At 72.2% G+C, this 14199-nt stretch carries 15 protein-coding genes; 8 read left to right on the forward strand and 7 right to left on the reverse strand.

The genetic code is table 11. The features are described 5' to 3' along the window. Positions 1-149: 149 nt before the first annotated feature. Positions 150-1091 (forward strand): hypothetical protein, encoded by a 942-nt coding sequence (locus tag CF165_RS41660; RefSeq protein ID WP_240522044.1) that lies wholly within the window; start codon positions 150-152, stop codon positions 1089-1091. A 142-nt stretch (positions 1092-1233) separates the two neighbouring features. On the opposite strand, the gene CF165_RS41665 is transcribed toward CF165_RS41660, so the two are convergent. Both CF165_RS41665 and CF165_RS41670 read right to left on the reverse strand, forming a co-directional pair. After that, on the reverse strand, positions 1234-1704 hold the full coding sequence (locus CF165_RS41665; RefSeq protein ID WP_093953102.1) for a hypothetical protein: 471 nt from the start codon (positions 1702-1704) through the stop codon (positions 1234-1236). Positions 1705-2331: 627 nt separating this feature from the next. Continuing rightward, positions 2332-2661: a WGxxGxxG family protein gene (locus tag CF165_RS41670; protein WP_093953103.1), complete on the reverse strand. Its 330-nt coding sequence runs from the start codon at positions 2659-2661 to the stop codon at positions 2332-2334. Between the two features lie 240 nt (positions 2662-2901). Here CF165_RS41670 and CF165_RS41675 point away from each other — a divergent pair, with 240 nt between their 5' ends. The 3 genes from CF165_RS41675 (at position 2902) to CF165_RS41685 (ending at position 4606) form a co-directional block, all read left to right on the forward strand. Continuing rightward, positions 2902-3243: a hypothetical protein gene (locus CF165_RS41675; RefSeq protein ID WP_093953186.1), complete on the forward strand. Its 342-nt coding sequence runs from the start codon at positions 2902-2904 to the stop codon at positions 3241-3243. A gap of 306 nt (positions 3244-3549) precedes the next feature. Further along, the gene (locus CF165_RS41680) at positions 3550-3930 is read left to right on the forward strand and encodes a hypothetical protein (protein WP_093953104.1); all 381 of its coding nucleotides are present in this window, start codon (positions 3550-3552) and stop codon (positions 3928-3930) included. A gap of 322 nt (positions 3931-4252) precedes the next feature. After that, entirely contained in the window at positions 4253-4606 is a 354-nt protein-coding gene (locus tag CF165_RS41685; protein WP_093953105.1) for a hypothetical protein, read from the forward strand. A 46-nt stretch (positions 4607-4652) separates the two neighbouring features. Here CF165_RS41685 and CF165_RS41690 read toward each other — a convergent pair whose 3' ends face one another. After that, entirely contained in the window at positions 4653-5663 is a 1011-nt protein-coding gene (locus CF165_RS41690; protein WP_093953106.1) for an AI-2E family transporter, read from the reverse strand. Positions 5664-5878: 215 nt separating this feature from the next. Between CF165_RS41690 and CF165_RS41695 the strand changes: the two genes are divergently transcribed. After that, positions 5879-6820: a glycoside hydrolase family 43 protein gene (locus CF165_RS41695; protein ID WP_093953107.1), complete on the forward strand. Its 942-nt coding sequence runs from the start codon at positions 5879-5881 to the stop codon at positions 6818-6820. 188 nt (positions 6821-7008) lie between these two features. Here CF165_RS41695 and CF165_RS51445 read toward each other — a convergent pair whose 3' ends face one another. Both CF165_RS51445 and ligD read right to left on the reverse strand, forming a co-directional pair. Continuing rightward, the gene (locus CF165_RS51445) at positions 7009-7167 is read right to left on the reverse strand and encodes a hypothetical protein (protein WP_158226910.1); all 159 of its coding nucleotides are present in this window, start codon (positions 7165-7167) and stop codon (positions 7009-7011) included. A 581-nt stretch (positions 7168-7748) separates the two neighbouring features. After that, the gene (gene ligD, locus CF165_RS41700) at positions 7749-9734 is read right to left on the reverse strand and encodes a DNA ligase D (RefSeq protein WP_093953108.1); all 1986 of its coding nucleotides are present in this window, start codon (positions 9732-9734) and stop codon (positions 7749-7751) included. Positions 9735-9801: 67 nt separating this feature from the next. On the opposite strand from ligD, the gene CF165_RS41705 reads away from it, so the two are divergent. Further along, positions 9802-11250 (forward strand): DoxX family protein, encoded by a 1449-nt coding sequence (locus CF165_RS41705; protein WP_240522046.1) that lies wholly within the window; start codon positions 9802-9804, stop codon positions 11248-11250. A gap of 41 nt (positions 11251-11291) precedes the next feature. Here the strand turns inward: CF165_RS41705 and CF165_RS41710 are convergent, their stop codons facing one another. Further along, positions 11292-11849 (reverse strand): TetR/AcrR family transcriptional regulator, encoded by a 558-nt coding sequence (locus CF165_RS41710; RefSeq protein WP_093953109.1) that lies wholly within the window; start codon positions 11847-11849, stop codon positions 11292-11294. Positions 11850-11973: 124 nt separating this feature from the next. Between CF165_RS41710 and CF165_RS41715 the strand changes: the two genes are divergently transcribed. Beyond that, a complete protein-coding gene (locus CF165_RS41715; protein WP_093953110.1) occupies positions 11974-12678 on the forward strand; it encodes an alpha/beta fold hydrolase in 705 nt (234 codons plus the stop codon). A gap of 1 nt (position 12679) precedes the next feature. Here CF165_RS41715 and CF165_RS41720 read toward each other — a convergent pair whose 3' ends face one another. Next, complete coding sequence (locus CF165_RS41720) at positions 12680-13558, reverse strand: RNA polymerase sigma-70 factor (protein WP_093953111.1); 879 nt, start codon at positions 13556-13558, stop codon at positions 12680-12682. 158 nt (positions 13559-13716) lie between these two features. On the opposite strand from CF165_RS41720, the gene CF165_RS41725 reads away from it, so the two are divergent. After that, positions 13717-14190, forward strand: coding sequence for a carboxymuconolactone decarboxylase family protein (locus CF165_RS41725; RefSeq protein WP_093953112.1), 474 nt, complete (start codon positions 13717-13719; stop codon positions 14188-14190). Positions 14191-14199: the final 9 nt, after the last annotated feature.

Consider the following 14199-nt stretch of genomic DNA (forward strand, 5'->3'; position numbering starts at 1 on the left):
CGGGTCGGGTGAGCGCGGAATCCCGTGCCACAGCCACGAAAACCGCGTTTCCCCTGGCAGTGACCCTGGGCTGGAAACCGGCTCCGGCACGATGCGGTGATCGTCGGCGAACCGGTTTGGCGAAGATCACCGCCGGGTATTTCCCCGCGATGGTCCCGAAAAAGGCGGTCGCCGCCGAACGAACCTTCGATCGACGCCTGGTCCTCACCGCCGCTCTCGCGGGCTTGGTGACGAGCGCGTGTGGCACGCCGCGGCTGGGCCGGGCGGTGGCCGCGCCGGTCTCGGCGTCTTCCGCCGCCGCCGCGCCGTCACCGCCGCCGAATCCGTTGGAGACCAGCCTTCTGGTCGGGTTCTGCGGCGCGCCGGGCGCGAAGGCGCTCGGCCGGATGACCGGCGACCTGACGGAAGCGAGCCGCCTGCTCAGGGCGCAGATCCAGGCGTTCCCGCCGGGACGGCCGGTCACCCCGGTCGTCGAGCTGATCGCCACCACCGTGCACCGCTCACCCGGCGCGGACGGCATGTACCGCAGCCGCTGCGAAGACTCGACCGTGCGCGACTACCTCGACGCGGCCCGCGCGCTGAACGGCCTGCTGCTGCTCAACATCCAGCCCGGCCGGGCCGACTTCCCGCCGGAGGTGCGGGCCTACGAACGGTGGCTGGCCGAGCCCGACGTCGGGGTCGCGCTCGACCCCGAGTGGGCGGTGGAACCGGGTGTGGTGCCGGGCCGGAAGTTCGGCCGCACGACCGGCGCCGAGCTCGACGAAGTCGCCCGGTACCTCGGGGGGCTGGCCGAGGCGCACCGGCTGCCCGCCAAGGTCATGGTCTACCACCAGGTGGCCGCCTCGGTGGTGCGTGACGAAGGGCTTCTGGGGCCGCACCAGGGCGTCTCGGTGGTCAAGGTGGTCGACGGCATCGGCTCGGCCGCGGCGAAGAAGGCGACGTGGAAGACGCTGATGACGACCATGCCCGCGCACGTCCGGCCGGGCTTCAAGCTCTTCTTCGACGAGGACACCCGCCGCGGCGCGGCCCTGATGAGCCCGGCGGAAGTCCTGGCGCTGACCCCGGCGCCCGCCTACGTCGTCTACGAATAGGGAACGCGAAAAGCCCGGCGCGGTCGCCCCGCGCCGGGCTTTTCGTTGTCCCCGGGTGTTTCGCGGACGACGAAGGCCCGGTGCGGGAAGGGGGGCCGCACCGGGCCGTCGCCGGCTTGTCCGTCCGGGGGTCCGGTGCGGTCTAGCCGACCGGGACGGGCAGCCCGCCGAGAAGGTCGTTCACCAGCGCGGAAAGGCTGATCAGCAGCCGCTGCAGCAGCGCGTTGAGCAGGGTGGTGACCGGCGGCAGCGATTGGCGGGACTTGAGCTGTGCCGCCAGTTCGTCGACTCCCTCGCGTGCCTTCGTGTTCTCCTGCCGGGCGGTCGCCGCGCTGTCCCGCGCCCCGGCCTGGATCGTGTACCGCTTGCCCTGCGCCAGATCCGTGAGCAACGGATCCAGCTCGCCGAGGGTGCGCTGCGTGCCGGCCACGTCGCCGTGGTCCGCACGGGACGACAGCCGGTCGCGCAGGCCCTGGACCTCCGCCGCCGCGCTCGTGGTGCTCGACGAGCCGCTGCCACCGGGGCCGCCCGCCGTCGCCACCCCGACGCCGGTGAGGGTCACCGCCGTGGCGGTGACGAGGATCATGACCGCGCGTGCCACTGCACTTTTCATGTCGTACTCCTGGGGGATATTCCGATGCCGACTGCGATCATGGTGATCTTCTTCCGGCGATAGCGCGAGCGGATGCCCCGGCCTGCGCGGCGGTTGTCGATTCCATACGGTGTGCGGGTGGCAGGCTTGCGCGGAACAAACATCAAGTTCGCGTGAAGCCGGGGAAACGCAATTCCGCGCTTCAACTACGTTCGGTAATGGATTCACTCGGTGGTGTTCGTAGGTTACGATGGATGGCTGAATCGGCCCGATTTTTCTCACCGAAGGTGGAAGAAGCGTGGTTCACGGGAGGCAGGCGAGTTTCACTCGTTCGTGACGTTTATGAGAAGAGAGAATGGGTAATCAGGCGCATTTGCCGCGGGCCGGAAAGCCACACTTAAGAAGGGTACGACGCTGGGGCACTTCTCGCTCGGCGAGTGTGTCGCTAATCTTGGCGGCGGTCGTGGGGCCGGTTTTCCGGCCGGAGCCACGACCGCCTCGGTGCCGGACCTGACACGAAGGCGCCACTCGAGAAATCACGAAACGCAGAACGTCCCGACGCGATCGGCGCCGGGACGTTCTGCGCGAAGAGAGGGGATACGTGGTGCGGGGCACCCAGGCCACCCGGGCACCGGGCACCGGCGGGGCTCAGGCGCCCGGCGGGTTCCGCCGCGGCTCGGCGGGCGGATACGCGTTGACGGGCGGCGTCGCGCCGGCGGCCGGGTATCCGGCCATCGCGCCGGCCTTCGGCCCGCGCCGGACCAGCCCGGCCAGCCCGAGCAGCCCGGCCAGGCCCAGCAGGCCCCACAACCCGTTGTCACCGTTGCCGTCGCGGCTCGTGCCGTCGTCGTCGGCCCGCTGCCACGCCGACGCCGCGGGCGCCGGGGCGGGCGCCGCCGATGCGGGTGTCGCCCCGGTCAGAGCGATGGCGGCCGCCGCGGCGGTGCCGCAAACCAGTTTCCGTGCCGTGCCGTGCATGGTGGTTCTTCCTTCCGTTCGGACAGTCGATCTTCCGCCGCGTACCCGCGCCGCCGGGGTTCACACCCGCTGTCACGGGAACGGGCGAGGCCGTCCGGCGATGTCCGCCGGATGGACACCGGTTCGAGCTGCGGCGGGACGCGCCGTGCGTGGTCCGCCCGGCTGTCCCTCCCGTTCTTCGCGCCGCAGGCGCATCCGCACTGGGAAACACCGTCCACTGCCGTGGACCCGGGGGGAGAAATGAACACTGAACTCGCGGTCGCGCCACTCGGGGCGACCTACACACCACGCTTGGTCTGCACCACCGGTGACCGCCTGATCCACCCGGCGGACGGCCGCAACGACCTCGCCAGGATCGTCGTGCGCTGGGCCCGTGCCTGGGTGCCGGAAACCTGGCCCGCCCGTCAGTACTTCGCCGCACTGGGGATCGGTGACGACGAAAACCCTTGCTACACCGACGAAGACGTCACCGGCTGGCACCTGCTGCAGCCGCGGCCGGACTCGCTCGCGTGGCGGGTGCGGTCGGGCGAAATCGACGTGACCACCGCCCTCACGGCCGAAGCCGAGGCCTGGCCCGAATAGGAAACCGCGCCGAAGAGCTCTGCGCCGCCCTTGTCGAGGCGGCGCAGGGCTCTTTGGTGTGCCCGGAAGAAGTCCTTGCCCCGCAGTCGGTATCGGCCCACGGGCTCGAGAAGAGCTTGCTGGGCAAGGGAATCGCCGTAACCCGATCGGACCACACCGGGTGCGGTCAGGGGCTTGCGGCACCCACACGATGGTGGCACGAAGTGGAAACGACACCACAGCATCAGTACGTTTCCCTCACACGGGCCGGAGAACACACCTTCATTGCCGTCCCGTCCCACGCAACCATCCATCGAGGAGCAATCCATGCTGAAGAAGATCGGGTTCGTCACGACCGCCGTGGCGGCCGGTGCGTTCCTGGCCGGCGGCGTCGCCGCGGCCGGCACCCCGGACGGGCACGAGCACCACGGGCACCACCACGGCCACCACGCAGGCGGCTACGACCAGTTCGGCCAGGTCGGCCTGGTGAACCTCAACAACACCGACGTGCTGCACAACGTCAACGGCACGGTCGGCGTCTGCGGCAACGACGTCAACGTCCTCGGCGTCCAGGTCCCGATCCACGACTCGCTCAACGGCATCGGCGTGCCGATCCTGTCGCCGGGCGAGCACGAGGCCAGCGGCGAGTCGCCGTACAACTGCGCTTCGGGTGGCCTCGCCGACGGCGGCACGAGCCAGGACAACTGAGTTTCCGCGCCGCGGCCGCCCGCTGTGTGTGCGGACGCCGGCTCGAGGCGCGGAAATCCGGCAGTTGCGTCGACGTCGTATCGCGTGCCCGGAACACGGAGCGAGCTGCACACTCCGGTTCCGCGTTCCGGGCACGCCGCGGCGCCGATCGACGCCGGCCCGGGTGGGACCGGCCACGACGCTGGAGAAGTGCACCGGTCCCACCCGGAGTGAAACGCACCCTAACCGACTTCCCCGGGTCCGGCGAACCGAAGCCGGGCCCGTTCCGTTTCCCCGATCCCCCGCCGGAAAGTCCGGCGGGTTTTCTGAAGGAGTTAGTTCCGTGATCAAGCAGCTCGGCTTCGTCGCCACCGCCCTCGCCGCCGGGATGGCGGTGCTCGGCGGGTCCGCGTCCGCGGCCGGCATCAGCGTCGACGGCCACCCGGTCGACAACAACGAGCAGTTCGGCCTCGTCGGCAACGTGCAGAACCTCGACGCGGTGCACAACCTGAACGTCGTCGGCGGCGTCTGCGACGACAACGTCAACGTGCTCGGCGTCCAGGTTCCGGTGCAGGACGTCGCCAACGGCGTCGGCGTCCCGGTGCTCTCCCCGGGCGCGCACGACGCCGAGGGCGAAGTGCCGCAGAACTGCGCCGCCGGTGACATCGCCGACGGCGGGACCGCCCAGGGCAACTGACCGGTCCGGCCGGACCGCCGCGCGGGGGCAACCCCGCGCGGCGGTTTCACGTCCGGTCGAGCCGGTGCACGGCGACCTCCCGCACGACCAGCAGGACGGCGGCCGCGACGGGCACCGCGACGAACGCCCCGACCACGCCGAGCAGGGCGAAGCCGAGCAGCACCGCGACGACGGTGACCAGCGCCGGGATCCGGACGGCCCGGCCGACGATCTTCGGCAGCAGCACGTAGTCCTCCAGCACCCGGTACCCGACGAAGAAGCCGGCGGTGGCGAGCCCGACCGGGACCGAAACTGTGAGCGCGACGAGGCTGGTGCCGGCCCCGGCCGCCACCGAGCCCGCCACCGGGACGAGGTCGAGCACCGCGACGAGCACGGCGAGCACGAGCGGGTAGGGCACGCCGAAGGCCCAGAGCCACGCGAGCGCCGCCGTCCCGGCGATCAGCGACACCACGACGTTGCCGACGAGGTACGCGCCCACCTTCCGGAACACCGCGTCCCCGATCAGGATCACCCGCGGCCGCCGCGAGCGCGGCGCCAGCCGGTACAGCGCGGTGCGGATCCGCGGGAATTCCGCGACGAAGTAGGTGGCGAGCACCACGACGATCGCGGCGTCGCCGAGCAGGACGGCGAACGACTTCGCGACGTCCGCCGGGTGGACGGCCCGGAGGGCGGCTTCGAGGCCGAACGTTTCGTCGGCGCGGCCCAGCAGGGTGCCGCGGTCGCGCAGCAGGGCCAGGTAGCGGGGAGCGCCGTCGCGCAGCTGCCCGGCCTGGTCGGCGATGGGCACGGCCGCGGCCGCGACGGCGCCGCCGAGGACCGCCAGCCCGGTCACCACGACGACGCCGGCGGCGACCGCGCGGGGCATCCGGCGCGCGAGCCGGGCGGTCACCGGCTCGAGCCCCACCGCGAGGAAGAACGCGATGCCGATCAGCAGCAGCACATCGGAAGCCGCGAGGACGACTTCGACGACCGCGACGGTGACGGCCACGCCGGCGGCGGCGGTCATCCCGGCGAAGAACGGCGACCGGCGGTCGAGCGGCTTCCCCGGGGTGCCCAAGGGCTTTTCCTGCCGGGCCGCCGCTCCTTCGGCTTCGCCGACGGGATGCCCGGCGCGGTGCGCACCCCGTCCATTCGTCGCGTGCATGAGACGGCGGCTACCCCGGTGCGGCGCGGCCGAATCCACCCGATCCGGGCCAGGGGCAAGTCCACGCTTCCCGGTGACGGCGGCCGCCTGCCGTTGCCGGATGTCCTGCGGGGCAAGCAGAATCGCGTATGGGCATCCGGCACTTCCTGCTCGCTCCCGTCATCACCCTCCTGGCCGCCTTCGCGGCGTGCCCGGAAGCGGCGGCCCTCAGCGCGCCGCGGCTGCTGATCAACCAGGACTTCCCCGACCCGGACGTCGTCAAGACCGCGGGCGGCTACTTCGCGTTCTCGACGAGCACGGGTTCCGGGCGGATTCCGTTCGCGACCGCCCCGGCGCCGGACGGGCCGTGGCGGGTCGGCGGCGACGCGCTCGGCGCCGTGCCCGCGTGGGCCAAGCCGGACGGCGGGTTCTGGGCCCCGGACGTCACGCAGCTGGCGGACGGCGCGTTCGTGCTGTACTTCGCGGCCGCGCTGACGGCCGGCGGCGAGATGTGCCTCGGTGCCGCGACGGCGGCGAAGCCCGCAGGGCCGTACACCCCGGCCGGCGACCGGCCGCTGGTGTGCGTGCCCGAGGACCACGGCGACATCGACCCGCAGACGTTCGTCGACGCGGACGGGTCCCGCCACCTGCTGTACAAGAGCGACGGCGCGGCCACCGGGGCGCCGGCGGCGATCTGGACGCAGCGGCTGCAGGCCGACGGGCGCACGCTCACCGGTCCGCGCACCGAGCTGCTGCGGGCCGACCTGACGGCCGAGAAGGCGGTCGTCGAGGCGCCCTCGGTGGTGAAGACGGCGTCCCGCTACCTGTTGTTCTATTCGGCCGACACCTTCCAGAGTTCGGGCTACCACACGTGTTACGCCTCCGCGCCGACGCCGGCAGGCCCGTTCGTGAAGGCCGACGCCCAGTTCCTGTCCACCGACCTGCTCGGCGGCAAGGTGGACGCCCCGGGCGGCGCAGACGTCGTGGACGGCCACATCTTCTTCCACGGCTGGCTGGGCGGCGGCCGCACCGCGCGGGGCCTGTACTCGCTGCCGGTCTCCTTCCCGGCCGACGTCCCGCAGCTGGGCTGAGCGTGTCACCCACCCGGGTAAGGCTCCGGTTGGCCGCGCGCGACGGGGTTATCCGGGGCAAGAGCGAGGAAACGGAGGACGGTCATGACGGTGTGGTGGGGTTTGGCCGGCTTGCTCGGCTTGCTGGGCTGCTGCGGTCTCCTCCGGAGCCACCGGGCGGACGGAGTAGCCGACGACCCGCTGGCCCGTTACCCGGCGGCCCGCGAACCGGCGACGCCCAACGCCGACACGGCGCACACGCCGCTGATGACCCCGGCCATCACGCCGGAAATGCTCGCCCGGCCGGCACCACCGACACCGCCGGCCGCTCCGAGGCGGGTGAGCGCGGTGCCGGAGTCGGGGACCATCGCGGGGGAGATTCCCGGGCCGCGTCCGGGAACGGCCGAGCCGGGAGTCCCGGATGCTTCGCCGGCGCCGGTGGCGCAGCGGGTTTCGGCACCGGAGTCGCGAAGGGCCGGTGCCGCGGTTCCGGCCGGGGTGGAGGCTCGGCCAGGACCGGAGGCGCCGATGCCCGCCGCGCAAGGACGACCGGAATCCGTGCCACGGCATCCGGCGGCTTCAGCACCGAAGCCGCGAAGCGCTCGCGCTCCGGAGGAAGAGCCGAAGCACGCACTTCGGCCGGCCGAGCGGGAAGCCGCCCCACAGCAAGAGGAAACCCACGCGCGGCAGCCGCGAGCCTCTGCACCTGCCGAAGAACGGCCGGAACCCGCGCCCCGCCACGAGAAATCAGCCGAACCCCAGGCCCGGCCGAACCCCGCCTCGATGGTGCGAGGACTGATCGGCAAGGCGAAGGTGCTCCTGCGCCGCGGTCGCGAGTAGAACCCGAACCACCCCAATGTGGCGTTGGTTGCGCTCAACGCACCCAATGTGGCGTTCGGTGCGTCCAACGCACCCAACGCCACATTGGGGCGTTGGGGCCAAGTGGTGCTCAGGGCAGGGGCGCACGGGTTTCGGGCAGACCGGCGAGAAGGTCGCCGTGGCCTTCGATGCGGTCGAGGACCTCGTCCGCAGTGAACGTCAGGTGGTTGACGTGGCGGCAGGCGCCGACCTCGTCCCAGGTGACCGGGGTCGACACGGTCGGGTGGTCGCGGCCGCGCAGGGAGTACGGTGCCACCGTCGTCTTGGCCGGGTTGTTCTGGCTCCAGTCGATGAACACCCGGCCGGTGCGCTGCGCCTTCGCCATCACCGCCGTCACCGACTCCGGTGTCTCCCGGGCGAGGCGCTGCGCCAGCCGCTTGGCGTAGGCCGACGGCGCCGCCGGGTCGTCGGTGTCGATGCCGCAGTACAGCTGCATTCCCTTGGAACCTGACGTCTTCGCGTACGGCGTGAGCCCGTCGGCGACGAGGACGTCGTGAAGGCGGGCGGCCACCCGGCAGCAGTCGACGATCGTGGTGCCGGGGCCGGGGTCGAGGTCGAACACCAGCCGGTCCGGTGGCCGCCGCGTGCCTGCCTCCACCGTCCACTGGGGAACGTGGAGCTCGAGCGCCGCCATGTTCGCCGCCCACACCAGGCCCGGGAGGTCGTCCAGCAGCGGGTAGTCGATGGTGCCGCCGTTGCCGCGTGAGCCGCTGCTCGGCAACCGCACCGTGCGCAGCCAGGCCGGGGCGCCGTTCGGGACGTTCTTCTCGAACCACTTCTCGCCGCCGACGCCGTTCGGGTAGCGGATGAACGTGACCGGACGGCCCGCGAGGTGCGGCAGCAGCACCGCGGCGACCCGGGAGTAGTAGTTGATCACCTCGCCCTTCGTGAACCCGTCCGCCGGGTACAGCACCTTGTCCAAATTGGACAGCGTGAGCCGCCGGTTGCCGGCCTGCACCGTGATCCGCCCGCCCGCCGGCTCGGCCGGGGGCGGCGGCGGGGCGGCGGGTTCGTGCGGGACCGCGCGCGGGGCGATGACCTCGCCCGGCTCCTTGTCGTGACGCAGGCCGCGCCACGCGGTGTGGCGGACGCGGCCGGCGCGGGTGAACTGCCGGTAGACGATCTCGCCGACCAGGCGCGGTTCGACCCAGCGGGCGCGGACGGTGTCCTCCCGCGGCGGCGTCGTCACGAACGGGTGGGTGCGGCGCTCGAGCCGCTGCAGCTGCTCCTGCAGCTCGGCCCGGGTGGCCTGGCTGAAGCCGGTCCCGACGTCGCCGATGTAGACGAGGTCGCCGGTCGCCGGGTCGTGCGCGCCGAGCAGCAGCCCGCCGAGGGTGCCGGTGAAGCTGCGCTGGCCGGGGCGCCAGCCGCAGACGACGACCTCCTGGGTCCGGATCAGCGGGTGCTTGAGCCAGGAATCCGGCCGCTGGCCGGGAACGTAGGGCGAGGAGCGCAGCTTCGCGACGACACCTTCGTACCCGGCGGACGCGGCGTGGGCGAGGAAGTCTTCGGGGGTGCGGCGGTCGGCGGCCAGCTCGTCGAAGGTGACCGCGCGAACCACCGAGACGCGGTAGGGATCGGGCATCGCCAGGGTCGTCAGCAGGTGACGGCGTTCCTCGTACGGCGTGGCGAGCAGGTTCCGGTCGCCGAGCCGGAGCAGGTCGAAGGCCAGGAACCGGACCGGGACGTCCTTGAACCCGATGCCCTTCGGCCCGCTCTGGTGCCGGACGTACCGCCCGCGGCGTTCCTGCATCAGCTCGAAGTCGATCCGGCCGTCCTCGCCGTAGACGACGACCTCGCCGTCGAGGTAGGCGGCCCGGCCGTCGAGGGCGGGGGCGAGCACCCCGGCGAGGTCGGCGAACTCGGCGGTGAAGTCGATGTTGTTGCGGCTGGTCAGCACGGTGGTGCCGGCCGGGCCGATCCGCATGGCCGCGCGGTAACCGTCCAGTTTGTACTCGTAGGCCCACTCGGGCCCGCTGCGCAGCCGTCCGCCGTCGGCCTTGGCGAGCATCGGCTCGATCCAGGCCGGGACGCGCGACGCGTCGTCTGCCGTCATCCCCACCTCCGTCACCTTACGGGCCCCAAGGTAACCCGTTCGGCCTAGATTCGCCGGGTTCGTGCAGGTGAAGACCGCTGGAACGGCTCACTCGAAGATCGGTTGGCAGGGGCTCGGCGCGGCACTACTGTCGATCTCGCTGCCCGCTCGCGGGCGCCTTGACATCTTCGAGGGGGAGACGGTGTCGAAGATCGGCCTGGTCGACGACGAAAAAGGGGATCCGGGCACCCGAACGGACGAGCCCGAAGTCAGCACCTCACGGGCCGGCCGGCATCGGCTGACGGCGATCGCGTTCCGGTTCCGCGTGGGGTATTTCGGGCTGTTCTGCCTGTTCTTCACCCCGATCCCGCTGCTGGATTTGCTCGGGTCCACGGGTCCCGTGACCGGGTGGGTGGGCAGGACGGTCTTCGGGACCGACGCGGTGCCGCACCCGGACTCCGGGGCCGGCGACCAGACGGCCAACTGGGTGCTGGTGTTCTGCGTCCTGGTCGTGGCGGCCGTGGCCACCGTGGTGTGGACGGCCTTCGACCGTCGCCCCGCCCACCCGGGGCTGAGGGCTTGGTTCGCGCTGTTCCTGCGGCTGTTCCTGGGCTCGCAGCTGCTGTCGTACGGGTTCGCCAAGCTGATCCCCACCCAGATGCCCGGTCCGACACTTGCGCAGCTCCTCGAGCGGTACGGCGATCTGAGCCCGGCCTCGGTGCTGTGGCTGCAGGTCGGCAGCTCTCCGCCGTACCAGGTGGCGCTCGGCGCGGTGGAGGTCGTGGGCGGGCTGCTGCTGTTCGTGCCCCGGACCGCGGTGCTGGGCGCGGTGGTGAGCGTGGCGAGCATGGCCCAGGTCTTCCTGACGGACATGACGTACGACATCCCGGAAAAGCTGCTCTCCGCGCACCTGCTGCTGATCGGCCTGGTCCTGCTCGCGCCGTACCTGCGGCGGCTGGCCGACGTGTTCGTGCGGCAACGCGCGTGCGAGCCGCTGACGCAGCCCCCGCTGTTCGCCGGCGACCGGAAGAACCGCGTGGCGCTCGGGGTCCAGGTGGCCCTCGGCATCTGGCTCGCGGTGGGCAGCGGCTCCGATCGGTGGATCGTCTGGCAGGACCAGCACGGCCCCGGCAGCGCCAGGTCCGAGCTGTACGGCATCTGGGACGTGCGGGACTTCGCCGTCGACGGGCGGCCGGTGCCGCCGCTGACCACCGACGAGAGCCGGTGGCAGCGGCTGGTTTTCGACGCGCGGGGCAGCGCGACCTACCAGCGGATGAACGGTGACCTGGTGCCCGCGCGCGCCGACTTCCGTCCGGGCGGCCAGCTGGAGCTCGCCGCGGCGACGGCCACGGACGCCGGAAGCCCGCGGCCCTTCGCGACGCTGCGCGCCGAGCGGCCTGCCCCGGACCGGCTGGTGCTGCGCGGGAACCTGCGTGACCACCCGGTCGCGATCGTCCTGGACCGCGTGGACCCGGACAGCTTCACCTTGCGCAGCCGCGGGTTCCACTGGGTGCAGGACTACCCCTACTTCCGCTAAGAGCGCGTCCTGGCCCGGTCTCGCGAGACCGTGATCGCGGCTCAGGCGGGGAAGAGGTCCTCGACGGCCCGGCGGAGCGTCGCGCGCACCTTCCCGGCGTCGTCGAGTTCGCCGCCGTGCAGGGCGCCGTCGCGCAGCAGGACGAGCACGCGCGCCGCGTGGTCCGGTTCGGGGTGCCCGAGTGCGGCCGCCTGCTCGCGCAGGACTTCGAAGAACCAGTTCCGGTGGTCGTCGATGACCGTGCGCACCGGGTGCCGCGGATCGGGGTATTCGGCGGCGGCGTTGAGGAACTGGCAGCCGCGGAAGTCCTCGCCGCGGGTCGCGTCGCCGACCACGGCCATGGTGTCGGCCAGGCCCTCGCGCGGGGGCTTGCCGGCCCGGGCCGCTTCGACGGCCGCGCGGATCTGCCGGCTGGTCTCGGTGAGGTAGGCGGCGACGAGGTCGTCCTTGGTCGGGTAGTGCCGGTAGAAGGTCGCCCGGGTCACGGACGCCTCGGAGACCAGGCGCTCGACCCCGACGGCGTGGATGCCCTCGGCGTAGAACAGCCGCGAGGCGGTCGCGAGCAGCCGGTCCTTCGGGTGCGCGTCGACAGTCTTCATCCCCGCAGCATAGAGAAAGACCGATCGTTCTGCCAGATCGGCTTCGTCACATTGCCAACGTGGCTGCGGTGGGCCAGAGTGGGCGGAGCAGAAAGACCGATCGTTCTCTCTGAAGGAGCCAGACATGAGCAAGCCCACCGTCGTCCTGGTCCACGGCGCGTTCGCCGACTCGTCCAGCTGGACCGGCGTCGTCGCGAAGCTGCAGGAGCAGGGCTATCCGGTCGTGGCCGTGGCGAACCCGCTGCGGGGCGTCGACTCCGACGCGGCCTACGTCGCCGACGTCGTCAACGGCGTGTCCGGTCCGGTGGTGCTGGCCGGCCACTCCTACGGCGGCGCCCTGATCACCCGGGCGGCCACCTCGACGCCGAACGTCCGCGCCCTGGTCTACATCGCCGCGTTCCAGCCGGACGCGGGCGAGAGCGTGTTCGAGCTGTCCGGCCGCTACCCGGGCGCCAAGCTCGGCCCGGAGACGACGAACGTCCTCGTCCACGACGGGCAGCCCGAGCTGTCGATCAAGCCGGAAGACTTCGCCGAGGTCTTCGCCGCCGACGTGCCCGCCGCCACCGCGGCGATCATGGCGGTCACCCAGCGGCCGGTCGCGGAGCAGGCGCTGGCCGCGCCGTTCGAAGGCACCCCCGCGTGGACGAAGCTGCCTTCGTGGACGCTGGTCGCCAACCAGGACAACGCGATCCCGGCCGCGGCCCAGGAGTTCATGGCCGAGCGCGCGTCCTCGACGGTCCGCCGCATCGACGCGTCGCACGCCGTCGCGGTGTCCCAGCCGGAGGTGGTGGCCGAGGTGATCGCCGCCGCGGCGACCGGCACCGAGTGAGTCAGCGCCGCAGGACGGTCGCTTCCTCCAGGCGTGACAGCTTCTCCGGGTTGCGCACGGCGTACAGCCCCGTGACGAGGCCGTCGTCGACACGGACCGCCAGGACTGTGTCGACTTCGCCGTCGCGGCGGAGGATCAGCGCCGGGTAGCCGTTGACCTGCGCCGCCTGCAGCGTTCCGGCGGCGAAGTTGCCCAGGCCCGCGGCCAGCAGCCGGGCCACTTCGCCGGCCCCGGCGACCGGGGACAGCACCGCCCGCACGACGCCGCCGCCGTCGCCGAGGAACACGACGTCCGGGGCGAGGATGCCGAGCAGGTGCCGCAGGTCGCCCGTCTCGACCGCGACCCGGAACGCCTCCAGCGCGTCCCGGGTCGCGGCCGGGGAGACGGGTCCGCGCGGCCGGCGCGCGGCGACGTGGGAGCGGGCCCGGTGGGCGATCTGCCGGACCGCGGCCGGGCTCTTGCCGACGGCTTCGGCGATTTCGCCGTAGCCGAGGTCGAACACCTCGCGCAGCACGAACACCGCCCGCTCGGCCGGGCCCAGCGTCTCCAGCACCAGCAGCATCGCCATCGACACGCTGTCGGCCAGCTCGACGTCCTCGGCGACGTCGGGCGCGGTCAGCAGCGGCTCGGGCAGCCACGGACCGACGTAGGACTCCTTGCGCCTGCCCAGCGCCCGCAGCCGCATCAGCGCCTGGCGGGTGGTGATCCGGACCAGGTACGCGCGCTGGTCCCGCACGCCGCCGAGGTCCACGCCCACCCACTTCAGCCACGTCTCCTGCAGGACGTCTTCGGCGTCGGCGGCCGAGCCGAGCAGCTGGTAGGCAACGGTGAAGAGCAGGTTGCGGTGGGCGACGAACGCCTCGGTGGCGGGGTCGGCCATGGTGCTCCTTCTTCGTCTCTCGCGGAGTTTCCCACCAGATGCCGGCCACACCGCCGGTGTGACGGTGACCGTCGTCACGCGCCCGCGGTGTCACGGGTGGCGGGGTGCCCGGCATCTCGTGGCCGTCCGCTTCGCACGACGAGTGAGGAACGCAAGCCATGGAACCCCGTTTCACCCTGACCGAAAACGAGATCGGCGCCCGCTTCGCCAAGCGGTTCGGCACCGCGAGCCTGGCGATCACCCAGTCGCCGCTCGGCAAAGTCACCCAGGAGCTGGTGTCGCTGCGCGTCAGCCAGATCAACGGCTGCGGCTGGTGCGTCGACGTCCATACCAAGGAGCTCGCGGCCGCCGGGGAACCCGCGACGCGGATCAACCTGGTCGCGGCCTGGCGCGAAGCCACGGTGTTCACCGAGGCCGAGCGGGCGGCGCTCGCGCTGGCCGAGGAGGGCACCCGGATCGCCGACGCCGCCCCTGGCGTATCCGACGGCACGTGGGCGCAGGTGCGCGAGCACTACGACGACGACCGGACCGCCGCGCTCGTCGCCCTGGTCGCCCAGATGAACTCGGCCAACCGGCTCGCGGTGATCGTCCACCAGCAGGGCGGCTCGTACGAGCCCGGCATGTTCGGCTGACGGCGCCGG

The organism is Amycolatopsis vastitatis (genome assembly GCF_002234595.1).
In the GTDB taxonomy this organism is placed as follows: Bacteria; Actinomycetota; Actinomycetes; order Mycobacteriales; family Pseudonocardiaceae; genus Amycolatopsis; species Amycolatopsis vastitatis.